The 12,915-nt window shown below is 55.7% G+C and carries 11 protein-coding genes; 8 read left to right on the forward strand and 3 right to left on the reverse strand.

Annotation, left to right across the window (positions count from 1 at the left end; genetic code table 11):
* Positions 1–410: 410 nt before the first annotated feature.
* A complete protein-coding gene (gene ydiK, locus EGK14_RS14335; RefSeq protein ID WP_125289770.1) occupies positions 411–1,532 on the reverse strand; it encodes an AI-2E family transporter YdiK in 1,122 nt (373 codons plus the stop codon).
* A 213-nt stretch (positions 1,533–1,745) separates the two neighbouring features.
* Between ydiK and EGK14_RS14340 the strand changes: the two genes are divergently transcribed.
* Complete coding sequence (locus EGK14_RS14340) at positions 1,746–4,799, forward strand: FAD-binding and (Fe-S)-binding domain-containing protein (RefSeq protein WP_125289771.1); 3,054 nt, start codon at positions 1,746–1,748, stop codon at positions 4,797–4,799.
* A 70-nt stretch (positions 4,800–4,869) separates the two neighbouring features.
* Here the strand turns inward: EGK14_RS14340 and EGK14_RS14345 are convergent, their stop codons facing one another.
* On the reverse strand, positions 4,870–5,274 hold the full coding sequence (locus EGK14_RS14345; protein WP_125289772.1) for a hypothetical protein: 405 nt from the start codon (positions 5,272–5,274) through the stop codon (positions 4,870–4,872).
* 392 nt (positions 5,275–5,666) lie between these two features.
* Here EGK14_RS14345 and sufA point away from each other — a divergent pair, with 392 nt between their 5' ends.
* From sufA to EGK14_RS14380, 7 genes are all read left to right on the forward strand, one after another.
* Positions 5,667–6,041 carry a Fe-S cluster assembly scaffold SufA gene (gene sufA, locus EGK14_RS14350; RefSeq protein WP_125289773.1) on the forward strand — a complete coding sequence of 125 codons (375 nt, stop codon included), beginning with the start codon at positions 5,667–5,669 and terminating at the stop codon, positions 6,039–6,041.
* A 5-nt stretch (positions 6,042–6,046) separates the two neighbouring features.
* Entirely contained in the window at positions 6,047–7,540 is a 1,494-nt protein-coding gene (sufB, locus tag EGK14_RS14355) for a Fe-S cluster assembly protein SufB (protein ID WP_125289774.1), read from the forward strand.
* Between the two features lie 55 nt (positions 7,541–7,595).
* Positions 7,596–8,342, forward strand: a complete 747-nt coding sequence (gene sufC, locus EGK14_RS14360) for a Fe-S cluster assembly ATPase SufC (RefSeq protein ID WP_125289775.1) — start codon at positions 7,596–7,598, stop codon at positions 8,340–8,342.
* A complete protein-coding gene (sufD, locus tag EGK14_RS14365) occupies positions 8,317–9,594 on the forward strand; it encodes a Fe-S cluster assembly protein SufD (protein ID WP_125289776.1) in 1,278 nt (425 codons plus the stop codon). The genes sufC and sufD overlap by 26 nt, the downstream gene beginning before the upstream one ends.
* Entirely contained in the window at positions 9,591–10,811 is a 1,221-nt protein-coding gene (sufS, locus tag EGK14_RS14370; RefSeq protein ID WP_125289777.1) for a cysteine desulfurase SufS, read from the forward strand. Before sufD ends, sufS begins: the two co-directional genes overlap by 4 nt.
* A 24-nt stretch (positions 10,812–10,835) precedes the next feature.
* Entirely contained in the window at positions 10,836–11,258 is a 423-nt protein-coding gene (gene sufE / locus EGK14_RS14375; protein ID WP_125289778.1) for a cysteine desulfuration protein SufE, read from the forward strand.
* Between the two features lie 70 nt (positions 11,259–11,328).
* Positions 11,329–12,270, forward strand: coding sequence for a L,D-transpeptidase family protein (locus tag EGK14_RS14380; protein WP_125289779.1), 942 nt, complete (start codon positions 11,329–11,331; stop codon positions 12,268–12,270).
* Between the two features lie 131 nt (positions 12,271–12,401).
* Here EGK14_RS14380 and EGK14_RS14385 read toward each other — a convergent pair whose 3' ends face one another.
* Positions 12,402–12,638: a major outer membrane lipoprotein gene (locus EGK14_RS14385; protein ID WP_016169824.1), complete on the reverse strand. Its 237-nt coding sequence runs from the start codon at positions 12,636–12,638 to the stop codon at positions 12,402–12,404.
* Positions 12,639–12,915 lie beyond the last annotated feature (277 nt).

Below are 12,915 nucleotides of genomic sequence, written 5' to 3' on the forward strand. Positions count from 1 at the left end.
AGACGCAGTGAAAGGCCGACTTGTTCGGCCTTTTTGCTGTGTTATGGATAAAAAAAAGCCCATCACATGGGATGGGCAAAGACTACACACAGCAATTCTTTAGGGTGTTTGGGGAAAAAGGTTGTTTATAAATCAGCGCGTTGCTGCTAAACATAACCGATATACTATTCCCCCCGCTGAAGTGAGTCTTTAAGAATCCTCTTATTAGTTTAAAGACGATAATATTTAATCACTGAAATTGCAGGCGTAAGGGGCGATATGTGTACTTATATTAATCAATTGCCGGTAAGTGAGACCGGAAGGGCGAAAAACCAACGAATAATGGTAAAAGTTGCTTAACAAATGCGTCTTTTAAAGTAATGGCTGGTTTTAAAGCATTAAGGCGGTCAGGCATGCCAACCGCCTTAAAGTTACTGCTTAACTGAATTTTCCTGTTCTATTTCAGCAAGTTCTTCAACAACTTCTTCAGGGTCGTCTCTGGGGGCGGGTTCTTCATGCATCCAAACCGATACCAGTCGATAAGAGACTGCGAGCACTACCGGGCCAATAAAGAGGCCGATCATGCCGAACGCTACCAGCCCGCCAATCACGCCGGAAAGGATCAAAATCATCGGCAAATCGGCACCCATTCTGATAAGTACCGGCCGCAGCACGTTATCCAGCGTGCCCACCACGCAGCTCCAGATCAGCAGGACGGTACCCCAGGTGGTGTCGCCGCTCCAGTAGAGCCAGATGATAGCGGGGATCAGCACCACCAGCGGCCCCAGCTGCACCAGGCAGGAGAGGATCATCACTACCGTCAGTACCGTAGCGTAAGGAATGCCGGAAATGGCCAGGCCGATCCCGCCTAATACGCCCTGCACCAGCGCGGTAACCACCACGCCAAGCGCCACGGCGCGGATTGCCTGACCGGCAAGCAGCACCGCCGCGTCGCCGCGGCGATGGGCCAGCCGATAGGCAAAGTGCCGAATGCCGTTGCCCACCTGTTCGCCGCGCCAGTAAAGCAGCACGCTGAACAGCAGCATCAGCCCCAGATGCAGCATAAAGCGACCAAAGTGCCCGGCCTGCGCGAATAAAAAGATGCTGGTGCGCCCGATATAGGGCTGAACGCTGGCCACCATCGCCGTGCCGCCGCCGGCCACCAGATGACGCCAGGCGGAATAGAGTTTTTTGCCCACCAGCGGAATGTCGTGTAGCCACAGCATCTGCGGCAGCATCACATGCCCTGAGGTCGCCCAGGCGACTACCGGCCCGCTGTTCTCAATCAGGCTGTTAACCAGCAGCGCGACGGGAATAACAAACAGCAGCACCAGCAGCAGCGTCATGGCGATCACCGCCAGTGAACGACGCCCCCACAGCCAGCCCTGGATTTTCAGCATCAAAGGCCAGGTGGCGATCACCACCATGCTCGCCCAGGCAAATCCCAGCACAAAGGGCTGAACCACCCACAGACAGGCGACGATCAGCAGCGTAATAAACAGGATGGAGAAGATGATTTGCAGCATATCCCATCCGTTTTGCGTGTTCTTCATGTATGACCATTAACCTCAAGTAATAAAGTCGTCAGAAAGGACGAAGAGCGGGAGCGGACATTCCGCTCCTGAAGTATTAAACGCATTTTCCACATAAACGGCACGTTATTCTTTTCACTGAAATTTTGAAAGGGCGACAGGTCATAAAAAAATGTGATAAAACCATAAGAAAGAGCAAACGTTACACCTCAAACACAACCTGGTCACACGATAATGATCCCACAGATTTCTCAGGCGCCGGGCCTCGTTCAACTGGTGCTGAATTTTTTGCAGGCGTTAGAGCAGCAGGGTTTTACCGGTGATACCGCTACCAGCTATGCCGATCGTCTTACCCTGTCCACCGATAACAGCATCTACCAGCTGTTGCCGGATGCGGCGCTGTTCCCTCGATCTACGGCCGATGTTGCGCTGATTGCTCGTCTGGCAGGCGAGGCGCGCTATCGAAGCCTGGTCTTTACGCCGCGCGGCGGCGGCACCGGTACCAACGGCCAGGCGCTGAATCAGGGCATCGTGGTCGATATGTCCCGCTATATGAACCGCATTCTGGACATCAATGTGGAACAGGGATGGGTAAAAGTGGAGGCGGGGGTGATCAAAGACCAGCTCAACGCCGCCCTGAAGCCGCTGGGCTACTTCTTCTCGCCGGAGCTCTCCACCAGCAACCGCGCCACGCTGGGCGGCATGATCAATACCGATGCGTCAGGACAAGGCTCGCTGGTTTATGGCAAAACCTCCGATCACGTTTCAGGGCTGCGCGCGGTGCTGCTGGGCGGCGACTTGCTGGATACGCGGGCGATCCCGACAGGCGTGGCGGAGCAGCTGGCGGCAGAGCAAACGCGCGAGGGCGAAATCTATCGCACGGTACTGGAATGCTGCCGCGATCGTCGTGACCTTATTGTTGAGAAGTTTCCCAAGCTCAACCGCTTTTTAACCGGCTACGATCTGCGCCACGCCATCAGCGACGATTTGCAGCAGGTAGATTTAACCCGGCTGCTTTGCGGCGCAGAAGGCACGCTGGCTTTTATTACCGAAGCCCGCCTGAACATCATGCCGATCCCTAAAGTGCGGCGGCTGGTCAATATCAAATATGATTCTTTCGATTCGGCGCTGCGCAGCGCGCCTTTTATGGTGGAGGCGCAGGCGCTGTCGGTAGAAACGGTTGATTCAAAAGTGCTGAATCTGGCTCGGGAAGATATCGTCTGGCATTCGGTCAGCGAGCTGATCGCCGACGTGCCGAATCAGGAGATGCTGGGGCTGAATATTGTTGAGTTCGCCGGAGACGATAAGGCGCTGATCGACGACCAGGTCGCCTCGCTGTGCCAGCGGCTGGAAAGCCTGATGGCGGCCGGCGAGGCGGGCATTATCGGCTATCAGCTGTGCAACGATATTGGCGGCATAGAGCGCATCTACGCCATGCGTAAAAAAGCGGTCGGGCTGCTCGGCAACGCCAAAGGCCGCGCCAAACCGATCCCTTTCGTCGAGGATACCTGCGTGCCGCCGCAGCATCTGGCGGACTATATCGTCGAGTTCCGCCAGCTGCTGGACAGCCACAACCTGAGCTACGGCATGTTTGGCCATGTTGATGCGGGCGTGCTGCACGTGCGGCCCGCGCTGGATATGTGCGATCCGCAGCAGGAAATGCTGATGAAGCAAATCTCCGACGAGGTGGTGGCGCTGACGGCGCGCTATGGCGGCCTGCTGTGGGGTGAACACGGCAAAGGCTTCCGCGCCGAATACAGCCCGGCTTTTTTTGGCGAAGCGTTATATAACGACCTGCGCCGCATCAAGGCGGCCTTCGATCCTGACAACCGGCTTAATCCGGGCAAAATTTGCGCGCCCCTGGGGGTTGACGAGCCGATGATGAAAGTGGATGCGGTGAAGCGCGGCACCTTCGATCGTCAAATTCCGGTCAGCGTGCGCAGCGACTGGCGCGGCGCAATGGAGTGTAACGGCAACGGCCTGTGTTTTAATTTTGACGTGCGCAGCCCAATGTGTCCGTCGATGAAAATCACCGGCAATCGTATTCACTCGCCGAAAGGCCGCGCCACGCTGACCCGCGAATGGCTGCGGCTGCTGGCGGAGCAGGGCGTCGATCCGCTGGCGCTGGAACGCTCGCTGCCGCAGGCAAAAGTCAGCCTGCGCGGCATGATCGAGCGCACCCGCAACAGCTGGCACGCGAAGCGCGGCGAGTATGATTTCTCGCACGAGGTGAAAGAGGCAATGTCGGGCTGCCTGGCCTGTAAAGCCTGTTCCACCCAGTGTCCGATAAAAATTGATGTGCCCGGCTTCCGTTCCCGTTTCCTGCAGCTTTACCACACCCGCTATCTGCGTCCGGCGAGCGATTATTTGGTCGCCGGCGTGGAAAGCTACGCGCCGCTGATGGCGAAAGCGCCCACGTTCTTTAACTTCTTTTTACGCCAGCCGCTGGTGCGCGAACTGAGTAAGGATCATATCGGCATGGTCGATCTGCCGCTGCTTTCCTCGCCCAATTTGAAGCAGCAGCTGACCGGTCAGCGGGCGGTGACCACTACCCTGGAGCAGCTTGAGGCGATGAGCGAAACGCAGCGCGCGCAGCATGTGCTGATCGTGCAGGATCCGTTTACCAGCTATTACGAAGCCAGGCTGGTCAGCGATTTTGTGATGCTGGTCTCGAAGCTTGGCTATCGGCCTGTGGTGCTGCCTTTCTCGCCCAACGGCAAGGCGCAGCATATCAAAGGCTTTTTACAGCGCTTCGCCAGAACCGCACAAAAAACGGCGGATTTCCTGAATCGCGTGGCGAAACTCCGGCTGCCGATGGTCGGCGTCGATCCGGCGCTGGTGCTTTGCTACCGCGACGAATACAAGGAGATCCTTGGCGAAAAACGGGGTGACTTCCACGTGCAGCTGGTGCATGAATGGCTGCAAAATGCGCTGCCGGAGCGCCAGCCCGTCCCGCAAAGCGGCGAAGCCTGGTATTTGTTCGGCCACTGTACGGAAGTCACTGCGCTTCCCGCGTCCAGCCAGCAGTGGGCAGGGATATTCGCACGCTTTGGCGCAAAACTGGAAAACGTCAGCGTAGGCTGCTGCGGTATGGCGGGTACGTACGGGCACGAAACCAAAAATCTGGCTAACTCGCTGGGTATTTATGAGCTGTCATGGCATCAGGCGCTGCAAAAACTGCCGCGTCAACGCTGCCTGGCAACCGGCTATTCGTGCCGCAGCCAGGTGAAACGCATCGAGGGTAACGGCATGCGGCATCCCTTGCAGGCGCTGCTGGAGCTGATTTAAGCAGCGTTCGGTCATGCCAGAGCAGCTATCTTCATGCCGCCAGGGTATAATGGTCTGCTCTGGCGGCGAGCTACATAATTCGCGAGGCTTTGCGCATAAACTCATTTTGCAGCGCGGTCGCCTTATCCCATTCGCCGCTCAGCGCAAGCTGATGGCACAGACGGGTAAGCGAGTGGCGCGCCAGCTGCCAGGCTTGCATACGGAAGAGACATTCCCGCTCGGTATTGCCTAATTCCTGCAAAAGACGTTGATGCAGCCTGCCGAGCGCGTGCAGATAGCTTTGGTCGTCGCCGTTTAGCTGGCAGAGTTCGGCCATATCAAGACAGGTGTCGTTAAATTTGCGCAGCTGTTCCAGGGTGCATTCAGGCCGATCCACTTTGGCCTGCGCCATATAGTAATCAACGGTGATATCCCGGATGGAAAACTTGTATTCATCAATTTTATGTTGCAGCCAGGCACTCATCGTCAGATTCATTCCGGGACCCATTCACGCTAATGATAATCATTATCATATTATAACTGGCGCATTATTCAACGCTGGCGCAAAGAATTTTTATCGATTTATGCTGCCTCTCAGATAAATTGGTAATAACAATACGCGTTAAGGATGAAAGGAGTAAAATAACTATTATTCCTGCTTAGCGCAGCGCGGCTGATATTTACTGGCTGCTTTTCAATGTGTTACCATTTCGTTAAATCACTGCGTGACACACATCGCAAACCTCTTCACAGGGTCTAAACTGAATAAAGAGGTCCAAAAAAGTCCGGTTGGCCTTAATCCCTGCAAAACAAGAGGTTGAAGAGACAATCATTATCACTAACATAGGGGTATCAGCCCGCAGGGCTACCGACTCGCGAGGTAATGTTATGCCATCAGCAACCACCGCTTCTTTTTCGCCGGACGATTTCGTCTGGAAAGGACTGACGCTTACCGACAGCGCCGCACAGCAAATCATCGCGCTGTCCGCCAGCGACCCGCACGTTAAGGGTTTAAAGCTGGGCGTTAAGACATCCGGCTGCGCCGGATTCGGCTACACCATGGATTTGATTAAAGAGCCTGCGTCAGATGATTTAGTGTTTACCCATAACGGTGCGAACCTTTATGTGCCGCTGCAGGCTATGCCTTTTATCGACGGAACCGAAGTCGATTTCGTTCGTGAAGGCCTGAACCAGATTTTCAAATTTAATAATCCTAAAGCTCAACACGCCTGTGGCTGTGGTGAGAGCTTTGGCGTTGAGTAAATTTTATGTCCCGAAATACTGATACATCAGACGACGTGCAGGTCTGGGAAGGAAGCCGCCAGAAGTACAAGGAAGGCTTCTTCACTCAGCTGCAAACCGAGGAGTTCGCTAACGGCATCAACGAGGATGTAGTGCGTGCGATCTCTGCTAAACGCAATGAGCCGGAGTGGATGCTTGATTTTCGCCTGAAAGCCTACGCGGCCTGGCTGGAGATGGAAGAGCCGCACTGGCTGAAAGCTAACTATAAGTCACTGAACTATCAGGATTACAGCTACTATTCCGCACCGTCCTGCGGCAGTTGCGATGACAGCTGCGCCTCAGAGCCTGGTGCCCAGCAGACTTCCGGCGCCGCGGCGCCGAACTACCTGACGGAAGAAGTGGAAAACGCCTTTAAACAGCTGGGCGTGCCGGTGCGTGAAGGGCAGGAAGTGGCCGTAGACGCCATTTTCGACTCCGTATCGGTGTCAACCACCTACCGCGGCAAGCTGGCGGAGCAGGGCATTATTTTCTGTTCCTTTGGCGAAGCGATCCACGATCACCCTGAGCTGGTAAAACAGTATCTGGGCACCGTGGTGCCGGCAAACGATAACTTCTTCGCGGCGCTGAACTCGGCGGTAGCGTCAGACGGCACCTTTGTGTACATCCCGAAAGGGGTGCGCTGCCCGATGGAGCTGTCCACCTATTTCCGCATCAACGCGGCGAAAACCGGCCAGTTCGAGCGCACCATCCTGATTGCCGATGAAGGCAGCTACGTCAGCTATATCGAGGGCTGCTCTGCACCGGTACGCGACAGCTATCAGCTGCACGCGGCGGTAGTAGAAGTCATCATCCATAAAGATGCGGAAGTAAAATATTCTACCGTACAGAACTGGTTCGCCGGCGGCGAAGCGGAAGGCGGCATCCTCAACTTCGTGACCAAGCGTGCGCTGTGCGAAGGCGAAAACAGCAAGATGTCCTGGACGCAGTCGGAAACCGGCTCGGCGATCACCTGGAAATATCCAAGCGTGATCCTGCGCGGCGACAACTCCGTGGGCGAGTTCTTCTCGGTGGCGCTGACCAGCGGACATCAGCAGGCCGATACCGGCACCAAGATGATCCATATCGGCAAAAACACCAAATCCACCATTATCTCCAAGGGGATTTCGGCGGGTAAAAGCCAGAACACCTATCGTGGCCTGGTAAAAATTATGCCGACGGCGACCAACGCCCGTAACTTTACGCAGTGCGACTCCATGCTGATTGGCGCAGAGTGCGGCGCGCATACTTTCCCGTATGTGGAAGCGCGCAACAACACCGCGCAGCTGGAACATGAGGCGACGACCTCGCGCATTGGCGAAGATCAGCTGTTCTACTGTCTGCAGCGCGGCATCAGCGAAGACGATGCGATCTCCATGATCGTCAACGGCTTCTGCAAGGACGTTTTCTCCGAGCTGCCGCTGGAATTTGCGGTGGAAGCGCAAAAACTGCTGGCGATCAGCCTCGAACACAGCGTGGGCTGATCCCCGCTGCTTATTCATTTTGCGCAATGCCGAGAGGTATTGCCCAGGAAAGATTATGTTAAGCATTAAAGATTTACAGGTAAGTATCGAAGACAAAGAGATCCTGCGCGGCCTGAACCTTGAGGTTAAGCCGGGCGAAGTCCACGCGATTATGGGGCCGAACGGCTCGGGCAAAAGTACGCTTTCCGCAACGCTGGCAGGCCGCGAAGAGTATGAAATCACCGGCGGCTCCATTGAGTTCAAAGGAAAAGATCTGCTGGAGCTGTCGCCGGAAGATCGCGCGGGCGAAGGCATCTTTATGGCTTTCCAGTACCCTGTGGAAATCCCTGGCGTCAGTAACCAGTTTTTCCTGCAAACGGCGGTCAACGCCGTGCGTAAATATCGCGACCAGGAATCGCTGGATCGTTTCGACTTCCAGGACTTTATCGAAGATAAAATTCACCTGCTGAAAATGCCGGAAGATCTGCTGACCCGGTCGGTCAACGTCGGCTTCTCCGGCGGTGAGAAAAAACGCAACGACATTCTGCAAATGGCGGCGCTGGAGCCGGAGCTTTGCATCCTTGATGAAACGGACTCCGGTCTGGATATCGATGCGCTGAAAATCGTTTCAAACGGCGTTAACACGCTGCGTGACGGCAAGCGCGCTTTTATCATCGTCACGCACTATCAGCGTATCCTGGACTACATCAAGCCTGACTTTGTACACGTGCTCTATCAGGGGAAAATTGTGAAATCAGGCGACTTCTCGCTGGTGAAACAACTGGAGGAGCAAGGCTATGGCTGGCTTACCGAACAGGAATAGTGAAAACGCCCTGCAGCAGTGGCATCACCTGTTCGAGACCCAGGGCGAGCAGCGTTCTTTGCAGGCTCAGCAGCACTGGCAGCAGGTGCTGCGTTTAGGGCTGCCGACGCGCAAGCATGAGAACTGGAAATATACGCCGCTGGATGGCCTGCTGGCGCACAACTTCGTGCTGCCGACGGCCGCCGAGCTGAGCGCAGCGGACGTTGCCGCGCTGGCGCTGAATATCGACGCGATTAAACTGGTTTTCGTCGATGGCCGTTTCAACGCGCAGCTGAGCGACAGCAGCTGGGATCTGTTTGATATTCAGATTGCCGCAGGCCGCCGCGAGCTGAGCGCCCCGATCCAGCCTGAAGTTTTCCTGCACCTGACGGAAAGCCTGGCGGAAGAGGTGACCACTATCCATCTGCCGCGCGGTAAATCGGCCGAACGCGCCGTTTACCTGCTGCATATCAGCAGCGGCAGCGCGCAGGACGAGATGAATACCTCGCATTACCGTCACCATCTGCAGCTGGACGACGGCGCAGAGGCGACGATTATCGAGCATTACGTCAGCCTGAATGAAAGCACGCACTTTACCGGCGCTCGCTTTACCGCGACCGTGGGCAACAATGCGCGACTGACGCACTACAAGCTGGCTTTCGAGCACGCAAGCAGCAACCATTTTGCGCATAACGATCTGTTGATCGAACGTGATGCGCGGGTGCAGAGCCACAGCTTCCTGCTGGGCAGCGGGCTGGCCCGCCACAATACCAGCACCCAGCTGAACGGCGAGGGCACCGAGCTGTCGATCAACAGCCTGATGCTGCCGGTAGAGAAAGAAGTGTGCGACAGCCGAACCTATCTGGAGCACAACAAAGGCTACTGCCAGAGCCGTCAGCTGCATAAAACCATCGTGCGTGACAAAGCCCGCGCGGTATTCAACGGCAAGATCGAAGTGGCGAAGCATGCGCTGAAAACCGATGGCCAGATGACCAACAACAACCTGCTGTTGGGACGCCTGGCGGAAGTGGACACCAAGCCGCAGCTTGAAATCTATGCTGACGACGTGAAGTGCAGCCACGGCGCGACCATTGGCCGTATCGACGACGAACAGATGTTCTATCTGCGTGCTCGCGGCATCAGCGAAGAATCTGCTCAGCGCATGATTATCTACGCCTTTGCCGCCGAGCTTACCGAAGCCATCACGGACGAGGTACTGAAGGAGGCGGTGATGCAGCGTATCGCACAGCGCTTCCCCGGAGGCATCAAATGAGTATCTGGACGCGCGTCAGGGCCGATTTTCCTGTTCTGGCGCGAGAAGTGAATGGCCAGCCGCTGGCCTATCTTGACAGCGCCGCCAGCGCGCAGAAACCGCAGGCGGTAATCGATGCGGAAAGCCATTTCTACGAGCATGGCTATGCGGCGGTGCATCGGGGTATTCATACCCTGAGCGCCGAAGCGACCACGGAGATGGAAGAGGTTCGCGCGCGCGCCGCGCGTTTCCTTAACGCCGCTTCGCCAGAGGAAATCGTGTTTGTTAAGGGCACGACCGAGGGGATCAACCTCGTTGCCAGCAGCTGGGGCGGTAGCCAGCTGCAGCCCGGTGACAACATTATCATCACCGAGATGGAACACCACGCCAATATCGTACCCTGGCAGATGGTGGCCGAGCGCACCGGTGCAGAAGTGCGCTTTATTCCTCTGACGGCTGACGGCGAGCTGGATCTGACCGCGCTGCCCAAACTGATGGACAGCCGAACCCGTATGCTGGCCGTTACCCATGTTTCCAACGTGCTGGGCACCATTAATCCGGTTAAAGAACTGGTGGCGCAGGCGAAAGCCGCAGGCGTCGCCACGCTGATTGACGGCGCACAGGCCGTGATGCATGCAAAAGTTGACGTGCAGGATCTGGACTGCGACTTTTATCTGTTCTCCGGCCATAAAATATACGGGCCTTCCGGCATCGGCATTCTGTACGGGCGAAAAGCCATGCTGGATCAAATGCCGCCGTGGGAAGGCGGCGGATCGATGATCGCCACCGTCAGCCTGACCGCAGGCACCACCTACGCCGCCGCGCCGTGGCGCTTTGAAGCAGGCTCGCCGAATACCGGGGGCATCATGGGTCTTGGCGCGGCGCTGAAATGGGTGGAAGCGCTGGGGCTGGATAACATAGCGCAGCGCGAGCAGGCGCTGATGCGCTACGCGATGGACAAGCTGGCCTCGGTGCCGGATCTGGTCATTTACGGCCCGCAGCATCGTGCAGGCGTTATCGCCTTTAATCTGGGCAAGCATCACGCCTATGACGTGGGCAGCTTCCTGGATCGCTACGGTATTGCCATCCGTACCGGTCACCACTGCGCCATGCCGCTAATGCATCACTACGACGTCCCGGCAATGTGTCGTGCCTCCTTTGTTTTGTATAATAATGAGGAAGAGGTCGACCGCCTGGCGGCAGGCCTGACACGTATACATATGCTGCTGGGCGGTTAAACCGTCCAGGCAAAGGAGAACAGCATGGCAACACTGCCCGATAAAGAGAGACTGGTTCGCAACTTTTCCCGCTGTGCCAACTGGGAAGAGAAGTATCTCTATGTGATTGAACTGGGCGCGAAGCTGCCTGCGCTACCGGACTCGCTGCACCAGCCGGAAAATACTATTTCCGGCTGCCAGAGCCAGGTCTGGATCGTGATGGATCTGGACGAACAGGGCCGCGTGCTGCTGCAGGGCGACAGCGACGCCGCTATCGTTAAAGGGTTGATTGCTCTGGTGTTTGTGCTTTACCAGCAGATGACCCCAGCGGAAATTCTCGATTTTGACGTGCGGCCATGGTTCAGTGAGCTGGCCCTTACCCAACACCTGACGCCGTCGCGCTCGCAGGGTCTGGAAGCGATGATCCGTGCTATTCGCCAGAAAGCGCAGGACAGTATCAGCCGCTAAGTTGCTACACTTCTCGACAGACTTCCCGTCATGATGACGGGAAGTGTTGTTTACCTGGCGAGAAATAAAGATGAAAACTCTACTCCTCTCTTCGTTATTTTTTTTCTTCTCTCTGGCGCGCGCGGCCGATTATCCGCTTCCCGCCGCCGACAGCCGTTTAATTGGCGAAAACCAGCTCTATACCGTGCCCGATGACGGGCGTTCGCTGGAAAGCATTGCCGCGCACTTCCAGACGGGCCTGTTAGGGATGCTGGAAGCCAATCCCGGCACCGATCCCTGGCTGCCGAAAGCGGGATCGAAGCTGGTTATCCCTGGGCAGATGCTGCTGCCCGCTACCAAAAGGGAAGGGATCGTGGTCAACGTGGCCGAGCTACGACTCTACTATTACCCAAAAGATGAAAATAAGGTGGTCGTTTACCCGATAGGCATTGGCCAGCTTGGCGCCAACACGCCTGCGATGGTGACGCGCATCAGCCAGAAGATCCCTAATCCCAGCTGGACGCCCACGCCGAATATCCGCAAACGTTACGCGGCGGAAGGTAAAACCTTGCCGACGACCATACCGGCCGGGCCTGATAATCCAATGGGACTGTATGCGCTGCGCCTGGCCTATGGCAAAGGCCACTACCTGATCCACGGCACCAACGCGGATTTCGGCATTGGAATGCGGGTCAGCTCCGGCTGTATCCGTCTGCGGCCTGACGATATTGAAAACCTGTTTAATAGCGTGCCCGAAGGCACCCGTGTGCAGATCGTCAATCAGCCCGTTAAGTACGCCACAGAGCCGGACGGCAAGCGTTATATCGAAGTCCATCAGCCGCTGTCCCACAGCGAGAAGGACGATCCGCAAACGATGCCGATTGCGCTGACTGCGCAAACCAAAAAATTTGTGGCCAGCGCGCTGAGCGATCGACAGGTTATTACGGAAGCACTAAAAAGACGTGCAGGCTTGCCGGTACTGGTTAACAAGGGTGAAGCGTCGGCGTCTGAGAGCGTCTCAGAAGCGCTTTAAGCGATTATTGACGTGTGAAGTGGGTGCCACAGGGGAAAAAGCCATAAACGGCCCGGAACGCTTTCTGCAGCCATAAAGACAGCAGGCAAAAAAAATGGCGCACAATGTGCGCCATTTTTAAACCAGAACTCTTACTTACGGTAAGAGTGAGCCTGGTTGTCCAGACGCTGGTTAGCGCGTGCTGCGTCGTCTTTAGCAGCCTGAACGTCAGAACGGATTGCGTTCACGTCGTTGCTCAGCTGGTCAACTTTAGCGTTCAGAGTCTGAACGTCGGTAGACAGCTGGTCGATTTTAGCGTTGCTTGAGCAACCGGCCAGCAGAGTAGAACCCAGGATTACCGCGCCCAGTACCAGTTTAGTACGATTCATTATTTATACCCTCTAGATTGAGTTAATCTCCATGTAGCGTTACAAGTATTACACAAAGTTTTTTCCAATGAGAATAAATTTTTGGTTAGAACGTGCTTAAATTTGATCGTTCGCTCAAAGAAGCACCGTCTTTACGAAAAAGCCCAAAAAATTTAGCGAAAACAGACAATTTCAATCGGACTTATCTCGCCTTACAGCACAATTGAATAGTTAATCTCGATTGGAATTTTTAGAAAAACCTTTGAGCTAAGCTGTAAAAAAAGCGCCACTCAGGGCG

The sequence above is a fragment of the Erwinia sp. 198 genome, assembly GCF_003937915.1.
In the GTDB taxonomy this organism is placed as follows: domain Bacteria; phylum Pseudomonadota; class Gammaproteobacteria; order Enterobacterales; family Enterobacteriaceae; genus Erwinia; species Erwinia aeris.

Bases quoted from the DNA above. Each gene is read 5' to 3' on its own strand.
- ydiK (WP_125289770.1), bottom strand. From the start codon at position 1,532: ATGAAGAACACGCAAAACGGATGGGATATGCTGCAAATCATCTTCTCC.
- EGK14_RS14340 (WP_125289771.1), top strand. From the start codon at position 1,746: ATGATCCCACAGATTTCTCAGGCGCCGGGCCTCGTTCAACTGGTGCTG.
- EGK14_RS14345 (WP_125289772.1), bottom strand. From the start codon at position 5,274: ATGAATCTGACGATGAGTGCCTGGCTGCAACATAAAATTGATGAATAC.
- sufA (WP_125289773.1), top strand. From the start codon at position 5,667: ATGCCATCAGCAACCACCGCTTCTTTTTCGCCGGACGATTTCGTCTGG.
- sufB (WP_125289774.1), top strand. From the start codon at position 6,047: ATGTCCCGAAATACTGATACATCAGACGACGTGCAGGTCTGGGAAGGA.
- sufC (WP_125289775.1), top strand. From the start codon at position 7,596: ATGTTAAGCATTAAAGATTTACAGGTAAGTATCGAAGACAAAGAGATC.
- sufD (WP_125289776.1), top strand. From the start codon at position 8,317: ATGGCTGGCTTACCGAACAGGAATAGTGAAAACGCCCTGCAGCAGTGG.
- sufS (WP_125289777.1), top strand. From the start codon at position 9,591: ATGAGTATCTGGACGCGCGTCAGGGCCGATTTTCCTGTTCTGGCGCGA.
- sufE (WP_125289778.1), top strand. From the start codon at position 10,836: ATGGCAACACTGCCCGATAAAGAGAGACTGGTTCGCAACTTTTCCCGC.
- EGK14_RS14380 (WP_125289779.1), top strand. From the start codon at position 11,329: ATGAAAACTCTACTCCTCTCTTCGTTATTTTTTTTCTTCTCTCTGGCG.
- EGK14_RS14385 (WP_016169824.1), bottom strand. From the start codon at position 12,638: ATGAATCGTACTAAACTGGTACTGGGCGCGGTAATCCTGGGTTCTACT.